This window comes from Demetria terragena DSM 11295 (genome assembly GCF_000376825.1).
In the GTDB taxonomy this organism is placed as follows: domain Bacteria; phylum Actinomycetota; class Actinomycetes; order Actinomycetales; family Dermatophilaceae; genus Demetria; species Demetria terragena.
Genome location: NZ_AQXW01000004.1, coordinates 1,763,422 through 1,782,371, shown reverse-complemented (window position 1 = coordinate 1,782,371; position 18,950 = coordinate 1,763,422). Strand labels below are relative to the sequence as shown.

General features: G+C 64.5%; 20 protein-coding genes. 12 read left to right on the top strand and 8 right to left on the bottom strand.

Annotation, left to right across the window (positions count from 1 at the left end):
• Nucleotides 1–36 precede the first annotated feature (36 nt).
• The 3 genes from F562_RS0112890 to F562_RS0112880 form a co-directional block, all read right to left on the bottom strand.
• The gene (locus F562_RS0112890; RefSeq protein WP_018157382.1) at nucleotides 37–861 is read right to left on the bottom strand and encodes a bifunctional allantoicase/(S)-ureidoglycine aminohydrolase; all 825 of its coding nucleotides are present in this window, start codon (nucleotides 859–861) and stop codon (nucleotides 37–39) included.
• A gap of 75 nt (nucleotides 862–936) precedes the next feature.
• Complete coding sequence (gene allB / locus F562_RS0112885; protein ID WP_018157381.1) at nucleotides 937–2,265, bottom strand: allantoinase AllB; 1,329 nt, start codon at nucleotides 2,263–2,265, stop codon at nucleotides 937–939.
• Nucleotides 2,262–3,392, bottom strand: a complete 1,131-nt coding sequence (locus F562_RS0112880; RefSeq protein ID WP_018157380.1) for a glycerate kinase — start codon at nucleotides 3,390–3,392, stop codon at nucleotides 2,262–2,264. Before F562_RS0112880 ends, allB begins: the two co-directional genes overlap by 4 nt.
• 187 nt (nucleotides 3,393–3,579) lie before the next feature.
• Between F562_RS0112880 and F562_RS0112875 the strand changes: the two genes are divergently transcribed.
• Nucleotides 3,580–4,428: an arylamine N-acetyltransferase family protein gene (locus F562_RS0112875; RefSeq protein WP_018157379.1), complete on the top strand. Its 849-nt coding sequence runs from the start codon at nucleotides 3,580–3,582 to the stop codon at nucleotides 4,426–4,428.
• Here F562_RS0112875 and F562_RS0112870 read toward each other — a convergent pair.
• Nucleotides 4,418–5,671, bottom strand: coding sequence for a DUF6986 family protein (locus F562_RS0112870; protein ID WP_018157378.1), 1,254 nt, complete (start codon nucleotides 5,669–5,671; stop codon nucleotides 4,418–4,420). The genes F562_RS0112875 and F562_RS0112870 overlap by 11 nt on opposite strands.
• Entirely contained in the window at nucleotides 5,668–7,065 is a 1,398-nt protein-coding gene (locus F562_RS0112865) for an NAD-dependent malic enzyme (protein ID WP_018157377.1), read from the bottom strand. Before F562_RS0112865 ends, F562_RS0112870 begins: the two co-directional genes overlap by 4 nt.
• Nucleotides 7,066–7,170: 105 nt before the next feature.
• On the opposite strand from F562_RS0112865, the gene F562_RS0112860 reads away from it, so the two are divergent.
• The 5 genes from F562_RS0112860 to F562_RS0112840 are packed head-to-tail and all read left to right on the top strand — an operon-like array spanning nucleotide 7,171 to nucleotide 11,189.
• Entirely contained in the window at nucleotides 7,171–7,941 is a 771-nt protein-coding gene (locus F562_RS0112860) for an IclR family transcriptional regulator (protein WP_211206458.1), read from the top strand.
• Nucleotides 7,938–8,447 (top strand): 2-oxo-4-hydroxy-4-carboxy-5-ureidoimidazoline decarboxylase, encoded by a 510-nt coding sequence (uraD, locus tag F562_RS0112855; RefSeq protein WP_018157375.1) that lies wholly within the window; start codon nucleotides 7,938–7,940, stop codon nucleotides 8,445–8,447. The genes F562_RS0112860 and uraD overlap by 4 nt, the downstream gene beginning before the upstream one ends.
• Nucleotides 8,448–8,466: 19 nt before the next feature.
• Nucleotides 8,467–8,805: a hydroxyisourate hydrolase gene (gene uraH / locus F562_RS0112850; protein WP_018157374.1), complete on the top strand. Its 339-nt coding sequence runs from the start codon at nucleotides 8,467–8,469 to the stop codon at nucleotides 8,803–8,805.
• 3 nt (nucleotides 8,806–8,808) lie between these two features.
• Nucleotides 8,809–9,702 carry a factor-independent urate hydroxylase gene (gene pucL, locus F562_RS0112845; RefSeq protein ID WP_018157373.1) on the top strand — a complete coding sequence of 298 codons (894 nt, stop codon included), beginning with the start codon at nucleotides 8,809–8,811 and terminating at the stop codon, nucleotides 9,700–9,702.
• 5 nt (nucleotides 9,703–9,707) lie between these two features.
• On the top strand, nucleotides 9,708–11,189 hold the full coding sequence (locus tag F562_RS0112840; protein ID WP_018157372.1) for a nucleobase:cation symporter-2 family protein: 1,482 nt from the start codon (nucleotides 9,708–9,710) through the stop codon (nucleotides 11,187–11,189).
• 16 nt (nucleotides 11,190–11,205) lie between these two features.
• Here F562_RS0112840 and F562_RS0112835 read toward each other — a convergent pair whose 3' ends face one another.
• Nucleotides 11,206–11,580 (bottom strand): peptidoglycan-binding domain-containing protein, encoded by a 375-nt coding sequence (locus F562_RS0112835; RefSeq protein WP_018157371.1) that lies wholly within the window; start codon nucleotides 11,578–11,580, stop codon nucleotides 11,206–11,208.
• 179 nt (nucleotides 11,581–11,759) lie between these two features.
• On the opposite strand from F562_RS0112835, the gene serS reads away from it, so the two are divergent.
• From serS to F562_RS0112800, 6 genes are all read left to right on the top strand, one after another.
• Nucleotides 11,760–13,067, top strand: coding sequence for a serine--tRNA ligase (gene serS, locus F562_RS0112830; RefSeq protein WP_018157370.1), 1,308 nt, complete (start codon nucleotides 11,760–11,762; stop codon nucleotides 13,065–13,067).
• A gap of 124 nt (nucleotides 13,068–13,191) precedes the next feature.
• Complete coding sequence (locus F562_RS21070) at nucleotides 13,192–14,112, top strand: hypothetical protein (RefSeq protein WP_211206457.1); 921 nt, start codon at nucleotides 13,192–13,194, stop codon at nucleotides 14,110–14,112.
• A gap of 60 nt (nucleotides 14,113–14,172) precedes the next feature.
• Complete coding sequence (locus F562_RS0112815) at nucleotides 14,173–14,994, top strand: HAD family hydrolase (protein ID WP_018157367.1); 822 nt, start codon at nucleotides 14,173–14,175, stop codon at nucleotides 14,992–14,994.
• Entirely contained in the window at nucleotides 14,991–15,473 is a 483-nt protein-coding gene (locus tag F562_RS0112810; protein WP_018157366.1) for a glutathione peroxidase, read from the top strand. The genes F562_RS0112815 and F562_RS0112810 overlap by 4 nt, the downstream gene beginning before the upstream one ends.
• Before the next feature lie 20 nt (nucleotides 15,474–15,493).
• Nucleotides 15,494–16,297 (top strand): TrmH family RNA methyltransferase, encoded by an 804-nt coding sequence (locus tag F562_RS0112805; RefSeq protein ID WP_018157365.1) that lies wholly within the window; start codon nucleotides 15,494–15,496, stop codon nucleotides 16,295–16,297.
• 48 nt (nucleotides 16,298–16,345) lie between these two features.
• Nucleotides 16,346–16,999: a VOC family protein gene (locus F562_RS0112800; RefSeq protein ID WP_018157364.1), complete on the top strand. Its 654-nt coding sequence runs from the start codon at nucleotides 16,346–16,348 to the stop codon at nucleotides 16,997–16,999.
• Nucleotides 17,000–17,070: 71 nt separating this feature from the next.
• On the opposite strand, the gene F562_RS19135 is transcribed toward F562_RS0112800, so the two are convergent.
• Nucleotides 17,071–17,373 carry an SH3 domain-containing protein gene (locus F562_RS19135; protein ID WP_018157363.1) on the bottom strand — a complete coding sequence of 101 codons (303 nt, stop codon included), beginning with the start codon at nucleotides 17,371–17,373 and terminating at the stop codon, nucleotides 17,071–17,073.
• A 111-nt stretch (nucleotides 17,374–17,484) separates the two neighbouring features.
• Nucleotides 17,485–18,909, bottom strand: coding sequence for an adenylosuccinate lyase (purB, locus tag F562_RS0112790; protein WP_018157362.1), 1,425 nt, complete (start codon nucleotides 18,907–18,909; stop codon nucleotides 17,485–17,487).
• Nucleotides 18,910–18,950 lie beyond the last annotated feature (41 nt).

Sequence of the window (18,950 nt, the reverse complement as noted above, 5' to 3'; positions counted from 1 at the left end):
GACGCAGCAGCGGTACGCGTCTGGTGAGCGATGGCCTTAGCGCAAGTACCCCGTCAGCGGCGCGTGCCGGTTGACGTCCTTGTAGAGCAGGTAGCGGAACGGGCCCGGTCCGCCGGCGTAGCAGGCCTGCGGGCAGAAGGCGCGCAGCCACATGAAATCGCCTGCCTCGACTTCGACCCAGTCGCGGTTGAGGAGATACATCGCCTTGCCCTGCAGGACATACAGCCCGTGTTCCATGACGTGCGTCTCCGGGAAGGGGATTACTCCGCCGGGCTGGAAGGTCACGATGGTGCAGTGCATGTCGTGTCGCATATCCGCGAGGTCCACGAATCGCGTTGTGGCCCAGGCGCCGTCGGTATCGGGCATCGGAGTCGGCGCGACTTCCTTCTCATTGGTGACGAAGGCCTCGGGCGCCTCCACGCCGTCGACGTGCTGGTAGGACTTCCGGATCCAGTGGAAGCCAGCCACCTCATCGCCTCGGTTGTGCAGGGTCCAGCGAGCGCCTGGCGGCAGGAAGGCATACCCGCCGTCGGTCATGGTGTGCTGCTCGCCGTCGATGGTGAGTTCTAGCTCGCCGGTGGTGACGAAAAGCACCGCCTCCGCACCCGGGTCGAGTTCAGGCTTGTCGCTGCCGCCACCGGGTTGCACCTCGACGATGTACTGCGAGAACGTCTCTGAGAAACCGGAGAGCGGCCGCGCGATGATCCACATGCGCATGCCTTCCCAAAACGGCAGGAATGACGTCACGATGTCGGTCATGGTGCGCCGCGGGATGACGGCATAGGACTCGGTGAACACCGATCGCTCGGTGGTCAGGTCGGTCTGGCTGGGGAGCCCGCCGCGCGGGACGTAGTAGGTCATCGTGCTCCTTCGAAGTAGGTGGTCTCGATACGCCGCTCGTTCCTCGCGGCTACTCGACCAGCGTTGTCGGGCAAGTCAGGGCGTACGCGTCAGGAAGCGCCCGTCAGCGCGCTTGGTGCTGATCTCATTGCCACGCAACCAGACTCGGCGGGCGACGCCCGCAAGCTCAAGACCGTCGTAGGCGCTGACCTTGTTCTTGTGTTCGAGTGTGGCGGCGTCGATGTGTTGCGTGTCTTCGGGGGCGAAGACGATCAGGTCAGCGTCCCCGCCGACGCGGATGCCGCCCTTGTCGGTGACGCCAGCGACTCTGGCCGGCCCCTCGCTCATCCAACGCACCAGGTCTACCAACGAGTGCCCGCGCTCGCGTGCACCAGACCAGACGGCAGCAGCGGCGACCTGCACTGAGGAGACACCGCCCCAGGCCGACTCGAAGTCCGGAGTCTTGAGATCGGGAGTGCTTGGGCTGTGGTCGCTGACGATGCAGTCGATGGTCCCGTCAGCAAGTGCCTCCCATAGGCGATCTTGGTTGGCGCTGGAGCGAATGGGCGGGCAACACTTGTGGGCAGTCGACCCGTCTCGGATCGCTTCCGCGGTGAATGTGAGGTAGTGCGGGCAGGTCTCAACGGTGAGAGGTAGCCCCTCGGCCTTTGCGTCTCGAATCAGAGGCAGTGCTTCCGCGCTGGATAGGTGCAGGATGTGCGCCCGTGCCCCCGTGTCCCGCATCGTGTCGATGACCAAGCGAATTGCGCTGACCTCACTGGCATCTGGTCGTCCCGCAACGAAGTCGGAGTAGTGGGGGCCGGGTACGTGCGGCGCCGCATCGATCTCCTCGGCGCGCTCGGCATGCACGATCATCAGCGCCCCTATCAGTGCGGTGCGGCGTAGGTCCTCGCGTAGTTCTTCCGGTGACAGGGGAGGGAATTCCGGAACGCCGGAATCGAGGAGGAAACACTTGAAGCCGAATACGCCCTCGTCATGAAGGGGGAGCAGGTCATCGATGTTGCCTGGCACAGCACCGCCCCAGAAACCCACGTCGACGAAACACTGACCCTGCGCCGCTGCCTTCTTTTCCTCAAGTGCAGCGACATTCGTTGTCGGAGGAAGCGAGTTGAGCGGCATGTCAATGATGGTCGTGGTTCCACCTCGCAAGGCCGCACGGGTAGCCGACGCGAAGCCTTCCCACTCGGTGCGACCCGGCTCATTGACGTGCACGTGGGCATCGACGAAGCCCGGCATCAGAACTTCGTCCGGACCGAGCTCGATCACCTCGGCGGCAGATAGGTCCGCATCCCGGTCCGCGATCTCGACGACCTGGCCGCGGCGTATGCCGATGCTCACGGCACGCTCGGATCCATTGACAATTGCGCGGTCAGCGCGGAAGACCAGATCAAACTGGGCTGTCATGAAATCGGCTCTCCTGCCTCGTGAATGGCGATGACTTGCTGAGCGAGCTGCTGCAAGAGCGGCCCGGCAGACGCGATGCACTCGTCCACATCGGGGTTGAGGTCCGTCAGGGCGTATGTCCGTCGAATCCCATTCTCACGCAATCGTTCCGGGTCGACCGAGACCTGCCCCGCAACGGCCACCACCGGCACGCTGTGCCGCGTCGCCGCGGCCGCTACGCCAACGGGAGCTTTGCCGTTGAGGCTCTGCTCATCGAGGGAGCCTTCGCCGGTGATGACCAAATCGGCGTCGTCGAGGTGGGACTCCAGGTCGACCAGTTCGAGGATGAGCTCGATGCCCGGGCGAAACGTGCCACCAAGGACATAGGCCGCGAATCCGGCGCCACCCGCCGCCCCAGCACCCGGCAGCGGGCTGCAGTCCGTCCCGGTGGCGTCTGCGACGAGGCGAGCAAACCGCGCGAGCGCGGAGTCAAGGACGCGGACCTCGTCAGCACTCGCCCCTTTCTGTGGCCCGTAGACCGCCGCCGCGCCCTTGCGGCCCGTGAGGGGATTGTCGACGTCGCTGGCAATGATGAGGTTGATACCGCGCAGTCGATCAATCGCTGCAGTCAGCTCGAGGTCAACCGCGGAGGCCAATCCCTCCCCACCCGGCCGCACCGGTGTGCCTTCGGCGGTCAGGATGCGGGCCCCGAGCGCGGTCAGGATGCCGGCTCCGGCGTCGGTGCTCGCGCTGCCGCCCAGCCCGAGGACGATCGTGCGACAGCCAGCGTCCAACGCTGCCGCGATCGCCTGGCCCACGCCCTCGGTCGAAGCGGTGAGTGCGGCGAGGCGACCCTCCGGGAGACGTTCCAGCCCGCAGGTGGTCGCAAGTTCGACGACCGCTGTGTGTTCGTAGACGGCGATCTGTGTGTGGACCGCCTGGCCAGTTGGCCCGCGCACCTCCACGGAGACGGGGGCGTACCCCGCGGCAAGGGCGGCCGCGAGCGTGCCATCCCCGCCGTCTGCGATGGGTACGCACACGACCTCGAGGTCATTGCGGTCGGCGGTCAAGCCGCGGCGGAGGTGGTCGCCCACCTCAGCTGCGGTGAGCGAGCCCTTGAACTTGTCTACGGCGACGACGACCTTCATACGTGCATCCTGCCCCGGCTCACGGCGAGAACCAATCTCTTCGGCCCAGACATTCCTACGGCAGTTCAGTCCTTGGGCAGGGCGAACCCAGGCGACTCACATTGATGTGGTGGCGAACTGCAGTAGTCCTGCCTCAGGGCAAGGGTTCGCTTGACTTCAGGTCGACTTGAGGTTGCATGCTTCGCACGTGACTTGGAATACGACCGCGCTCGACCTGGAGGCCTATCTCGTCCGGATAGGAGCCTCGGAAGAGGAGCCCTCACTCGTTGCGTTGAGTCGGCTCCAGACAGCGCACGCGCGGACCTTCCCGTTCGAGAACCTCGACGTTCTGCTGGCTCAGCATCAAGGCGTTTCGCTCGCAGCCGTGCAGGAGAAGTTTGTTCAACGGCGGCGGGGCGGCTATTGCTTCGAACACGCAACGCTCTTTCACGCCGTTCTGGACCGGCTCGGTTATCACGTGCAGCCGCACCTGGCTCGTGTCGGTGATCCGGACGCGGCGCCGCGCACGCACCTCGACCTGGTCGTCGAGCTTGACGGCCGCCGCTATCTCGTCGATCCAGGCATCGGGGTGCCGCCGCTTGGGCCGATCGAGTTGCGCGACGGCGGCGAACTGCGGGGTGGGCTATGGCCACATCGAATCCGTGCCACCCAGGCCGAGCAGCCCGGCGGAGTGGCATGGGAACTGTGGCGGAACCGGACCGGCAAGTGGGAGCGAATGCACGTCACCGATGAGTTGCCCGTGCGTCCGGTTGACGTCGAGATGGGTCATCACTGGACGAGCACTGCGCCCGCCTCACATTTCCGGCGCAGCCTGACCGTCAATCAGCACGGCGTTGCCAGCGACGGGACCCCTGCACTCACGACGATCACGCACGAGACTGTGACTGTCGGGCGTCGCGGAGAGCGACCACAGGCGAGGCCGTATGCGCTCGACGAACTGCCGGACCTCCTCGGTCGAGCCACTGTCGCGCTCAACATTGAAGAGACCATCCGACTCACGGATCGAGTCCGTGACCTACGCCGGATCAGCGAGTAAGCGCGACGAGGGCGTCTTCATCCAGCCCAGAAATGGCCTGAACCTCAGCGGAACTCACGGCGCCACACTGCATTCCACGCAGCAGGGCGTGGGAGAGCATGCGCGCACTGGCGGGTTCGTCCATCACGTCGCCCTCGACTTTGGCGACATAGGACTTCAGCCGGGCGCAGGCATCTGGCATGGCCCGGCGGAAGAAGCGGTACGTCGCCAGGTAGCGGGATACCAAGTGGCCAGGGTGCATGTCCCAGCCCTGGTAGATGCCGCGCACCAGTGCACGGTCGACCAATCCGGCATGAAGCCGCCACGTCGCTGCAGCATCCTCAGCTGAGCCAAACCGGATCACGTTCGTGGACCCGTCGCTCATCCGTACGCCAGTCTGCGCGGCGGCCAGTTGCATGACGAACTTCGCGTGATCGGCCGCCGGATGATCGGCGCGTTGGTGGGCGGCTGCAATGCCAAGGCCCGCGCTGTAGTCGAATGTCCCGTAATGCAGTGACGTTGCGCGCCCGCGTGCGGCGTGCACCATGGCCGCGACGGTAGCGGCGCCGTCCGCGCCCAAGATCGCTTGTGCCGTCTCGACCTGAATCTCGAATCCGACAGCGCCAGAATCGAGTTCGTACGTCGCCTCAAGCCATTCTGCGGCGGTCACCATGGCTTCCACCTGGTCCACGGAGGTGACCTTCGGCAGAGTGAGCGTGAAGCCGTCCGGAAGCGCTCTGGCCTCGGCGAAGCCTTCCACAAACTGGGCGAGCGTTCGCACGCCGCGCTCGCGAGTTGGCGCCTCGAAACACTTGAAGCGGATGCCAAACCAAGGCGGACGGGTCCCGCTGTCGGCCATCGCCTTGAGCCCCGCAATGGCCGCACTCAGGTGTTTGTCCTCGACGTCGTCGGGACGCCTTCCGTAGCCGTCTTCGAAGTCGACGCGCAGGTCTTCAACAGGCTCGTGCTCCAACTTGGTCCGCATCGCCTCGTATGCCGGTGCAACCTCATCTTCTGGCGCGTCCACGGCGCGAGCAAGTGAGCCCACGTCTGGCGCGAAGGTATCGAGGAGCCGACGCGCTTCCGCACCCCACTGGCTCACAGCGTCGGCCGAGAAACGGTCGGCAGGCACATACACCGTGTGCACCGGCTGCCGGTCAACGCGATCTCCCGGATAGTGCTGCGCTAAAAAGGAATCCGCATCGGCGAGGGTGGAGTCGAGAGTGGTGAGCAGTGACTCGACTGGAGGTGGGTTCTCAGTCATTGCCGCTTGGCCTTGGCGACCTCCGCCACGGCCTCGGCGACCGCAGGTGCCACTTCGGGGTCGAAGACGCTGGGCACGATGAAGCTCGCGTTGAGTTCGCTGTCCGCGACGCAGCCAGCGATCGCCTCGGCTGCGGCGGACAACATCTCGTCCTCGATATCGCTGGTGCCGCCATCAAGGAGTCCACGGAAGAAGCCGGGGAAGGCGAGCACGTTATTGATCTGGTTGGGGAAGTCGCTGCGTCCGGTCGCGACGACCGCAGCGTGCTCGGCGGCGCCGATCGGATCGACTTCGGGCACGGGGTTGGCCATGGCGAACACGATGGCAGCATCGGCCATCGTCGCCACGTCGTTGACCGTAAGGATGTTCGGGGCGGAGACACCAATGAAGACGTCAGCGTCGGCGAGCATCTCGGACAGGGAGCCAGAGCGCTTCTCTGGGTTGGTGTGCTCGACCAACCATTCGCGGGTTGCGCCGGAGCCCTCTTTGACGTGGGTCACCGCGCCCTTGCTGTCGCAGCCGATGATGTTCTTTCCTTGCGCACCGGCCGCAATCAGCAGCTTGATGATCGCGGTGCCGGCCGCCCCTACGCCGCTCACGACGATCCGCACGTCCTCGATGCGCTTGTTGACGACCTTGAGCGCATTGATGAGGGCTGCCAGCGTGACGATGGCCGTGCCGTGTTGATCGTCGTGGAAGACCGGGATGTCGAGCTCGTCGCGCAGTCTCTCCTCAATCTCGAAACACCTTGGGGCGGAGATGTCCTCCAGGTTTACGCCGCCATAGACCGGCGCTAGCGCCTTCACGATGTTGACGATCTCATCGGCGTCCTGGGTGTCCAAGCAAACCGGCCAGGCGTCGACGTTAGCGAACTGCTTGAACAGCGCCGCTTTGCCTTCCATGACCGGTAGGGCAGCAGCCGGCCCAATGTTCCCAAGCCCGAGCACAGCCGACCCGTCTGTCACGACGGCAACTGTGTTGCGCTTGATGGTGAGTCGCCGTGCGTCCTCGGGCTTCTCGGCGATGGCAAGACAGACTCTTGCCACGCCGGGGGTGTACGCCCGGCTCAGGTCGTCACGGTGCTTGAGGTCAACTTTGGGCCTGACCTCGATCTTGCCGCCAATGTGCAGCAGAAACGTCGCGTCTGAGGTCTTCTTGACGACGAAACCGTCGAGTGCGTCGATGGCGTCAGTGATTTGCTCGGCGTTGTCCTCGCCGGACGCGTTGCAGCTGACGTCCGCGATCATCGCGTCGTGGCGACTCTCCGCGACGTCGAGCGCCGTGACCTGCCCGCCCGCCTCAGCGATTGCTGTCGAAAGTCGTGCGGTCGCAGACGGGTCAGTCGGGCACTCGACTCGGACGGTGATCGAATACCCGGGACTTGGCGCTGACATCTAGTTCTCCTTGTCACCAACGATGCACTTGATTTCTACATTGTGGAGTGTAGATTCCGTAGCACGGAATTACGAGAGTGTCTCAATCTGGAGGATGTCGACACCATGTGTAGCCAACCACGACCCAGCGGTGTGCAGTCGGTGACGCGCGCCTTGGAGATCCTCGAAGTCGTGGACGCCGCTGGTGGAGAGGCGACGCTCAGCCACATCAGCGCCGAGGCTCAGTTGCCGATGCCGACGATTCATCGCTTGGTCAGGACGCTGGTCGATCGCTCCTACCTGCGTCAATTGCCCGACCGTCGCTACGCCCTAGGCGTCCGGCTCATTCCGCTCGGCAACACGGCACGTGAGGGTTTCGGATCCCGAAGCACGCGCGAAATTGACTCTCTAGTCAAAGAATTCGGCGAGACAGTCAATCTCGCGACGCTCGATGGCGATCAGTTGGTCTACGTCAGCCAAGTGCCGGCACCTCGTGCGATGCGCATGTTCACCGAACTCGGCAAGCACGTACCGCTGCACTGCCGAGCGGCGGGCAAAGCGCTGTTGTCCATGCTGACGGACGATCAAGCTCGCGCCATTCTCGGGCGTACCGGGATGCGAGCGCAGACGCCGCACACGATGACTGACCCCGAGGCGCTCATCGCCCAACTTGCCGAGGTCCGCACGCTTGGCTTTGCCGCGGAAACCGGCGAGATGGAGGCGGGCGTGCGATGCCTGGCCGTCCCGGTCCCAAGCGCAACGGCCCAATTCGCCGTTTCGCTTTCGGCGCCCGAGCCGCGGCTCAACCCAGCGTTGGAGGACCGGATTCTCCCGGCGCTACAGAAGGTCGCCCGACGCCTCGCAGCCCAACTCGACAGCGGCGCGGAGGCGTCATGACGACCAAACTGTCTCTGGAACAACTGAACTCGGCAGAATCGACCAATCTGAGTGACGTGCTGTTGGCCTGCTGCGCGAGCCCAGAATGGGTACGTGCGCTGCTAGCCCATCGTCCCTTCGCCACCGTTGAGGATGTCTTGGCGGATTGCGACCGTGCGTTTGCGGGCATCAGCGACTCCGCCATTGACGACGCGCTGTCGGGTCACCCGCGCATCGGTGACCGCGCCGCCGGCAGCGGTGCCGACGCGCAGTGGAGCCGCGAGGAACAGGCGAGCGTGGCAGATGCGGACGCCGACGTTCAGACCCGTCTGCGCGCAGGCAATGTCGCCTACGAGGAACGCTTCAACCGGGTCTTCCTGATCCGCGCCGCCGGTCGCAGCCCGGAAGACATGCTCGCCGAACTCACTCGACGGCTAGATCAGGACGACCACACCGAGCGGGCCGAGGTCCGCGAACAACTTCGACAGATCACTCGGCTGCGTCTCGAGGGACTGCTCACCGACTGACCCCCACCAGGAGGCTGATATGGCAACACTGTCCACGCACGTACTCGATGCCGTCACCGGAAACCCGGCGCGTGGAGTCGAGGTCAGCGTGACGGTCCGTGCGGATGATGCCGCCAGCGAGGCGATAGTCGGCGCGGGAAGGACGAATGACGACGGGCGAGTGCCCGACCTCGCACCCGACGGCCTGGCGCCCAGCACGTACCGCATCACCTTCGCCACCGGTGACTGGTTTCAGGCCCAAGGAATTCAGGGCTTTTACCCCGAGGTCGCCATCACTTTCCTGGTGGACACCGACCGGCATTATCACGTTCCGGTGCTGCTCAGCCCGTTCGCCTTCTCTACCTATCGAGGGAGCTAAGACATGTCCTACGTGCTGGGGCACAACCAATACGGCAAGGCCGAAATCCACGTCGTGCGCGTCTATCGCGACGGCGGCCGCGAGGCCGAACACGACCTGGTCGATTACAACGTCAGTGTTGCGCACCAAGGCGACTTCGTCGATGCCCACCAGACCGGCGATCAAGCCCAGGTCCTGACGACTGACGCCACCAAAAACACCGTCAACGCGTTCATGAAGGAACACGGTGAACAGGCCCGAACACCAGAGGGTTTGGCGCTCGCGCTGGCGAGGCACTTCGTCGATGACGTACCGCAGATCACGAGTTGCCGTGTCAAGGTCGAAGCGTTCCCATGGGAGCGCGCTCACGGAACCCCGCACGGGTTCGTCCGCAACAAGGACTATGTCCGTACGGTCACCGTCACCAAGTCATCGGATGAGGAAGCGGTCGTCTCCGGGCTGAAAGACCTGACCGTGTTGAAGACCACGGACTCGGAGTTCCATGGGTTCTACGAGGAGAAATACACGACGCTCAAGCCGACCAATGACCGCGTCATGGCAACGGACGTCACGGCGCAATGGCGGCACGGGTCGACGGAGGTCGACTGGGAGGCGTCCTTCGCAGCGGTGTACGACGCGATCACTAAAGCCTTCGCCAATGCCTACTCCTATGCCCTCCAGCACACGATCTGGGAAATGGGGACCGCTGCCCTGGACGCAGCCGACTCACTAGAGGAGATCCGATTCTCCTGCCCAAACAACCACCACTTCGTGCTCGACCTGACGCCGTTCGGGTTGGAAAACAACTGCGAAGTCCACCACGCCGACGACCGGCCGTACGGGCTCATCGAAGCAACCATCCAACGCGACGAAAACTCTTCGCAATCAAGCGCATTCGACCCTGGCCAAGGTTGGTGAGCTAGATGTCCGCGCCTGCCACCGAGAAGCACCCGGTTGACCAGGTCCTGCCACCGGGGCCTTCACTTCTCTACGCCTTCCAGCACGTCCTGAGCATGTATGCCGGCGTGGTCGCGGTGCCGATCATCATCGGTGGTGCGTTCAAGCTGTCGACGGCTGACCAGATCTACCTCGTCTCGGCTTCGCTGTTTATGGCTGGCCTGGCGACCTTGCTTCAAACCTTGGGCTTCTGGAAGATCGGCGCGCGTCAGCCCATCGTGCAGGGCACTTCGTTCGTGGCGGTGTCGAGCATGTTGGCGATCGGCGCTTCGACCGGCGGTGGGCACGAGGGCTTGCAGCAGATCTACGGCGCCCTGATCGTCGCGGGTCTCGCCGGATTCATCCTGGCGCCCGTATTTACTCGGCTGCTGCGGTTCTTCCCTGAGGTTGTGACCGGAACGGTCATCACGATGATCGGCCTGTCACTGATACCCGTCGGGGTCGACTGGGCGATGGGCGGCGTGGGGTCACCCGAATTCGGTGAGGCCAAACATCTAGGTATGGCGGGACTGACCGTCCTGATCATTGTGCTGATCTATCGGTTCCTGCCGGGCTTTTTCGGGCGGATCGCGATCCTGCTCGGATTGGTGATCGGCACTCTGATCGCCATTCCCCTCGGCATGGCCAACCTCGACGCGATCGGTGAAGCCAAGACCTTCCAAGTGCCGACGCCTTTTCACTTCGGAGCGCCCACTTTTGAGGCGAGCGCCATCATTTCGCTGTTCATCGTGATGCTCGTCATCATGACTGAGGCGACGGCCGACATCCTCGCGCTCGGCGAGGTGTGTGAGAAGCCGGCGGACCGCGACACCGTCACCAATGGTCTGCGCGCAGACACGCTCGGCACGGCAGTGGCGGGCGTCTTCAATGGCTTCTCGTTGTCGGCATTTGCGCAGAACGTCGGCCTCGTCGCGATCACCGGCATCCGCAGCCGCTATGTCGTCGCCTACGGCGGTGGCATCCTGATCGTCCTCGGACTCTTCCCAGTGCTGGGCGCGCTCGTGGCCACCGTGCCGATGTCTGTCCTCGGCGGCGCGGGTTTGGTGCTCTTCGGGACGGTTGCGGCCAGCGGGATTCGTACTCTCAAAGAGGTCGATTTCAGTGGCAACGCCAACATCGTCATCGTCGCGACGTCGGTCGCCTTCGGCTTGGCTCCTATCGTGCGACCAGAGATTTGGGAGCACTTCCCGGACTGGTTCCGCACCATCTTCGACTCAGGCATCACCTCGGCCGCGATCATGGCGGTGGTGCTCAACATCGTCTTCAACATCATTGGCCGCGACTCAAGCGAGGGTCCGGTGTTCTCGCACGGCGGCGCCCCCGGAGCGATCAGCGACACGGATGAGGAGCGCCTCGACCCACGCGGCGAGCGCCGCGATCGAGGACAGGCCAATCTCGAGGATGGCGACCACTGGCCGCGTGGGCGTGGCCCGACGGCCGATCGCTAGCGCCCTCGTCGATTGATCAGAAGTCGATAGGACAAGCGGCCCGGATCGAGTTCATCGTGCGGGCCTCGATGAGGCCGTCGGTGCGCTTGATCGATGGGTGCTTGCGCTGCCAGTTCACGACCGCTTTATGGGTCTCCTTGCCAAATACCCCGTGGCCGTCATCGAAGACGTCGTCGTACCCAATCGCCTTCAGGTGACACTGCCACCAACTGACCTCGCGAACCTCAGCGCTGGAGTCTCGATCGCCGTACTTGACTTCGATCGCGTGGGCCGAGGTGAACGTGTAACAAATGTCAGAAGCCTCAGCCGGCTGGTGCCCGGCCAGCCCTAGCGTGCCGACACAGCTCAGCGTGACGACCGCAGCCGAGCGGCGAATGATGTTGGTTTGCATAGGTGATTCCCCTGCCTTCCGGAGCGAATGATCGAGACTCGACTCGATCGATCACCATCCACGATGGAGCTTCGCGCGGCCGAGAACCAACCCCGTGTCGGGTGTCGCTCAACCCGACTGGGCTACCAGAACCCGTAATGCTCGCGAGATGTGTGGGTCGACGTCGTTAGCCTTGACCCGTGATCGACATCAAACTGCTCCGAGAGAACCCCGACCTGGTACGCGCCAGCCAGCGCACCCGAGGCGAGGACGAGACGATCGTGGACACGATCCTGGCGGCCGATGAGCGTCGTCGCTCCTCGCTCCAAGCCTTTGAGCAGGCGCGTAGTGAGCAGAAGTCGGTGAGCAAGGGCATCGGCGCGGCGATGGGCAAGGTCAAGGCAGCTCAGAAGGCTGGCGAGCCCACCGAAGACCTCGAGCGCGAGGCGCAGGCTGCACGGGATGCGGCCACCGAGCTCAGCAACCGCGTCAAGGAACTGGAGGCCGCGGCCAATCAGGCGGGCGAGGTTTATGAGACGGCCCTGCGCAGCCTGGGGAACATCGTCAAGGACGGAGTTCCTGCAGGCGGTGAGGACAACTTCAATACCCTCGAAACAGTCGGAACGACAACGACATTCGATTTTGAGCCGCTCGACCATCTCGCGCTGGGCGAGAAGCTCGGCGCGATCGATATGTCGCGTGGTGCGAAGGTCAGCGGTGCCCGGTTCTACTTCCTCAAAGGCGCCGGTGCGCGTCTCTCGCAGGCGCTGATGGCGTACGCCCAGAGCATCGCCTACGAAGAAGGCTTCACGCCGCTTGCCGTGCCCACGATGGTGAACGCCGCGACGATGGGAGGCACGGGCTACCTCGATGCACACGACGACGTCTATCGCGTGGCGGACGCCGACCTGTACCTCACCGGCACTAGTGAGGTAGCGCTCGCGGGCTTCCACACCGACGAGATCATCGACCTTGCTGGCGGGCCGCTGCGCTACACGGCGACCTCCACCTGCTACCGCAAGGAGGCAGGCTCCTACGGCAAGGACACTCGCGGGATCTTCCGGGTGCACCAGTTCACCAAGACCGAGATGTTCATCTACTGCAGGCCGGAAGACGCCGTCGCCGAGCATGACAATCTGCTGCGCATTGAGAAGCGCCTCCTCGACGGGTTGGAGTTGCCCTATCGCGTCATCGACGTCGCTGCCGGCGACCTCGGCGGGTCGGCCGCGCGCAAGTACGACTGCGAGGCGTGGGTGCCGACGCAGGGCAAGTACCGCGAACTGACCTCGACCTCGAACACGACGCAGTTCCAGGCCCGTCGTCTGGGGATCCGCTACCGCACCGAGGAGGGCAAGACCGACTATGTCGCGACCCTCAACGGCACCATGCTCACCGACACCCGACCGATCGTCGCGTTGCTGGAAAATCATCAGCAAGCGGACGGATCGGTTCGAGTTCCCCGGGTGCTGCAGCCCTATCTCGGCACGGACGTCCTGACGCCGCTGTAGGGCATCGGGCACCCGCGGCGTCGAGCGAGGGAACCGCAGCGGTCTGCGCTGCGTCGATTCCATAGGCGGTTTGGCCTGCCCGGTGCTAGGTTGCGCGCGGGAAGTGACACGTGATGGGAGCACTATGAGCACGCCGGGTGGGCCACAGCAGGGGCAGCCGAATCCCTATGGGGAGCAAGGCCGACCCAGCTTGGGTCAAGGGTTCGGGCAGAACTCAGGTCAGGGACAACAGGGGTACGGTCAGCAGCCGCCTTATGGCCAGCCGCCACAACAGGGCTACGGCCAGCAACCGCCCTACGGCCAGCAGCCACAACAGGGTTACGGCCAGCAACCGTCGTATGGGCAGCAACCGCCTTACGGCCAGCAACCACAACAGGGCTACGGCCAACAACAGCAGTACGGCCTGCAACCCGCCTATGGGCAGTCGTACGGCGTCATCGGAACCAACAAGGTTAGCGGTGGGAGCAAATTCGTCGGGTGGGCATTGCTCCTGATGTGCGTCCTGGCGATCATCGGCTCGGTCGTGACATGGGCGACCCTGGAATCCACCGTGTCGGGCAGCAGTGTCCCCGGAGTGGAGAGCACGTTCACCGGGTCAGTATCGATGACTGGAATCGGCAACCAGTCCGTCGATGCGGAGTGTTCCGGAACGCTGCCGCCCAGTTTGCAGACCATCTGTGACAACCCCGACCAGGCCATGGAAAACGGGACCGGTCCGGCAGCCGAACAGGACGAGGTCAAGGACGGGTACTACATCATCGTCATCGCCGTGATCGTTGGCCTCCTCGCGCTGGTGCGTGCCCTCGGGAAGGTGCCAACTCTCGGCGCGATCGGCGGAGCCGTTGGCGGACTCCTGATCGCCGGCGTCGGCATCCTCAACTACATCGACATCACCGATGAGGCCGACAAACTGTCGAACGCCCCCTCCCTGCCGGGGGCTTCGGTCGACCAGGCGCTGTCCGTCGGGTGGGGGCTCTATCTCGTCACCGCAGTCGGCGTCTTCATGCTCCTGCTCGGAGTGGTCGGGCTGGTCAAACGCCGCTAGGGTCCCGACCGCGGCCAACGCCGCAATAGTTGCCGGCTCGACCGGCGATAAGGTTGGGGCGTGCCTTGGCTCATCGCTCTCGACATTGATGGCACCACGATCCATTTCGACGGTCATCTGAGTGATCGTGTTCGCGCCGCCATCCGCGCGGTTGCTGACGCGGGGCATCATGTGGTCTTGGCGACGGGGCGTTCGACCTCTGCGACCCTGCCCATTGCCGCTGAACTCGGGCTGACGCATGGTCCGGCGGTATGCGCCAACGGGGCCATCACGATCCTGCTCGACCCCGGCGTGGAGGGTGACTTCACGCTCCTTCAGGCCACCACCTTCGACCCTGCGCCGGTGCTGGGTCGGCTCCGCGGAACCTGGCCGGATGCGTTGGTTGCGGTCGAAGTACCCGGCATCGGTCACTTGGTCAGCGCCCGCTTTCCGGACGGTGAGCTGATGGCCGATCAGATCGAAGTCGAGTGGGATGAACTGGGCGCTCACCCCGCCACCCGGGTGACTTTCCGATCACCGAGCGGCACCGCCGAGGACTTCGTGGCGCTCGCCGAGCGGATCGGACTGCATGGCGTCAACTACGCCGTCGGATTCACGGCCTGGCTCGACATCAATCCCGACGGAGTCTCGAAGGCCTCGGCGCTGGAGGACATCCGTACCGACCTTGGTGTCGGCGCCGCGCACACTCTCGCGGTGGGAGACCAGCGCAACGACGTGGAGATGTTGCAGTGGGCTGCGCGGGGGGTCGCCATGGGGCAAGCACCCCAAGAAGTTCAGGACGTGGCCGATGAGGTCACCGCAACGGTCGAGGACGACGGGCTCGCGGTCGTGTTGGAGGCTTTCCTGGCCGCGGAGGGCCCCGGCCTAGACTCGACACCATGACGACCATCAACGACTTCACCGCCACCACCCTTGAGGGTGCCGAATCAGCGCTCGCTGACTACGCGGGTCAGGTCGTGCTCGTCGTCAACACCGCGAGCAAGTGCGGATTCACCCCGCAATACGAGGGCCTCGAGAACCTCTATCAGGAGTTCCGCGACCAGGGCCTTGTCGTGCTCGGCTTTCCCTGCAACCAGTTCGGTAGCCAGGAGCCTGGCGAGGCTGACGAAATCGGTGCGTTCTGCGAGAAGAACTACGGCGTCACCTTCCCGATGTATGCCAAGGTCGACGTGAATGGCGACGACGCCCACCCGTTGTTTGCTTGGCTTCGCAGCGAAAAGGGCGGCGTCCTCGGCAACCGCATCAAGTGGAACTTCACCAAGTTCCTCGTCGGCAAGGACGGCAAAGTCATCAAGCGGTTCGGCTCCACGACTAAGCCGGCTGACCTGGCCGACGACGTCCGCGCTGCGCTCGCGGCCTGAGCCAGACCTCCGTCCCGCCCATGGCGCAGGCACTGCTTACCTCGCCAGCCAATCCTCGGCTGAAGGCCATCGCTGCCTTGCGCCGTCGCCGCGTCCGCGACCAGCAGGGTGTGACGATGGTCGACGGAATCGACGAGTTGGAGTTGGCGCTTGCCGCTGGCGTGCGGCCGAAGACGTTGGTGTTGTGCCCCGACCTCATCCAGGACGCTGACCGGGAACGTGCGCTCGTGGAGCGTGCGCCCGAGGCGACAGTGCTGCGTACGTCCCGGAGCGCATTCGAGAAGGTCGCCTATCGCGAAGGCCCGGATGGCGTCCTGGCGGTGGTGCCCGCTATTGCGCGAACCCTCCAGGACTTGATCCTGCCGGTCGATCCGCTGCTGCTGGTCGCGGAAGGCATCGAGAAGCCGGGCAATCTTGGCGCGATGTTGCGCACTGCCGATGCTGCCGGGGTCGATGCGGTGGTGGCGGCTGACCCAGTGACCGACTGGGGCAACCCCAACGTGGTGCGTTCGAGCAAAGGCACGGTGTTCTCGGTGCCGGTCGCAACGGACACGACCGAGGCGACGCTGCAATGGCTTCAGGAGGGTGGCGTACGCCTGTTGGCGGCGACCCCGGACAGCGACCTGTCGCACACCGAGATCGACCTCACGGGGCCTGTCGCGATCGCGGTCGGCACGGAGAAGGAAGGCCTCACCGACCGCCTCATGGATGCCGCAGAACACCGCGTTCGCATCCCCATGCACGGACAGGTCAACTCGCTCAACGTCGCGACGTCGGCCGCGATTCTGCTCTATGAGGCTGAGCGCCAACGGAATTCGGCGTAGCCCGACCCCTCGTCAAATCGTCGATGTGACCCATGGCACGATGCTCATATGCGCATCGACCATGTGGTGTATGCCGCAGAGCCGGACGGCCTGGGGGCAACCGCGAAGCGGCTCGGAGAACGACTCGGCATCGAGGTTGTAGACGGAGGTCTGCATCCCCGATTTGGGACGCGCAACGAGATCATCCCGCTCGATGGCCATCGCTTCCTTGAAGTCGTCGAGCCCTTGGATCACCCTGCCTCTGACAAGGCTCCTTTTGGCAAGGCCGTACGCGCCCGCAGCGAGGCTGGCGGCGGCTGGCTCGGGTGGGTTGTCGAAGTTGAGGACATGGCTGGGGCCGAGCGCCTGGTCGGTCGCGAAGCGGTCCCCGGCAACCGGCACCGCCCGAATGGCACCGAGGTCACCTGGCGGCAGCTTGGCGTCAAGGGTTTGATGGCCGACCCGCAGGTGCCGTTCTTCATCGCCTACGACAACCCCCAGGACCACCCGTCCGGTGACGGCGCCTCGTCATGCGCGCTGAGCGGGATGCAGATTGCTGGCTCGCCCAACCGCGTTCGCGAGTGGCTCGGCTTGTCTGGCACTCCCGGCGTGGACCGGGACGAGTGGGAGCCCGACGTCGAGTTCGACTTCTCGTGCCCAGCGGGCACGCCCGGCTTGTTGTCGGTGACGTTCCGTACCGCTGAGGGCGACGTCACTGTCTGAGGCCAGTTGTCGAGGCTGGATCCCGGGGCTGGAGAAGTCTCGGGCCCCGGGACCCGGCGTCATCGTGAGCGTTAGGCAGTTGCGCACAACCCGCCAGTGCGCTGGAGGTACTTCGTGGAGGCCCAGCCTCCGTCGAACTGTCGGAAGCCGTTCTTGGTCTGTTCGCTGCCAAGACCCTGCTTGCCCTTAGAGACCTGGTGGGTTGCGGTGTAGTTCGTGCCTGGCCCGGTGCGGATCTTCAACGCGCTGGCCGTCACTTTGTACGGGCACCACTTGTCGGCGGCCGATGCGGAATCGGCAAGCGCGACGCCTCCTAGGCCCGAGAACGCCACGGCAGCGGCGGCGAGTGCACCTACGTGTTGGATCTTTCCCATGGTGATATCCCCTTGTGATCGTCAGTGGGGCGACGAGTTCACCCGCACTGTGCGCTCATCGTGAACCAGGATCGATGATCAAGGGGTTAACTGCGATAGTTGATTCTTGAATCAGGACGGGGACGAGACATCCAGATAGTCGACCAACCGCGGGGCGAGACCGACGTACGACCGCGGGGTCATCTCCAAGAAACGTGCCTCCACGTCGCTCGGTAGCCCCAGGCCCTTCACGAATTCGGCCAGGTCTTCGCCGTTGATGCGCCGCCCGCGGGTGAGTTCCTTTAGGCGCTCGTAGGGCTTGTCCATGCCGGGTACCCCTTGCGCGCCGAGTGCGCGCATCGCCGACTGGATGGGCTCACCCAAGACTTCCCAGTTGGCGTCCAGGTCGGCTGCCATAGTTGCGGGTACGGCATCAAGACCGGCGAGACCGCGCGCGGCGTTGTCGATGGCGAGCAGCGAATGTCCAAAGGCGGTGCCGATATTGCGCTGCATCGAGGAGTCGGTGAGGTCCCGCTGCAACCGGGAGGTCACCAACGTTGAAGCCAGGACGTCGAGGAGGGCGTTGCTGACCTCCAGGTTGGCTTCGGCATTCTCGAAGCGAATCGGGTTGACCTTGTGCGGCATGGTCGAAGAGCCGACGGTTCCCTGGCCGCGCACCTGCGCGAAGTAGCCAAGGGAGATGTAGGACCACACGTCGGTGCACAGGTTGTGCAGGACGCGATTGAACCGTGCCACGTCGGCATAAAGCTCGGCCTGCCAGTCGTGGCTCTCGATCTGCGTGGTGAGCGGATTCCACGTCAGGCCAAGACGGTCCTCGACGAAGGCGCGCGACACCTGCGGCCAGTCGACATCGGGCAGCGCGGCGGCGTGCGCACCAAAGGTGCCCGTCGCACCGGACATCTTGGCGAGATAGTCCTGCTGAGAAAGTCGCCGCAGTTGCCGATCGAGGCGGTGAGCCAGCACCGCGAGTTCCTTGCCGAGCGTGGTGGGGGTTGCCGCTTGGCCGTGTGTCCGCGACAGCATCGGGATCTCGCGCAGGTCGCGCGCCATTGCCGCAATCTGCTCGACGAGGGTCCGGGCCTTCGGCAGCCATACCTGCTCCAGCGCGCCCCGCACCATGAGCGCGTAGGAGGTGTTGTTGATGTCCTCACTGGTGCATCCGAAGTGGATCAACTCACCGAGACCGTCGGAGTCGCTGCCGACAATCGTGTCGAGTCGGCGCTTGAGGTAGTACTCGACGGCTTTGACGTCATGAACGGTTTCGCGCTCGATGTCGGCGAGCTCGGCGATATCCTCGGCGCCGAAATCCTCGACCACCTGGCGCAATGCCGCCTGCTCATCTGCCGTCAGCGAGCGTACGCCGGGCACCACGCCCGCGTCGGTGAGGTGGATCAGCCACTCCACCTCGACGTGCACTCGACGGCGGTTCAGCGCCGCCTCTGACAGGTGGTCGACCAAGGGCGCCACCGCGGAGCGGTAACGGCCATCGAGGGCGCCGAGAGCAATGGACGGCTGGACATCGGCGAGGGAACGCATGGCGCCGATTATTCCTGGTGACCCGGATGAGGCGAGAGCCG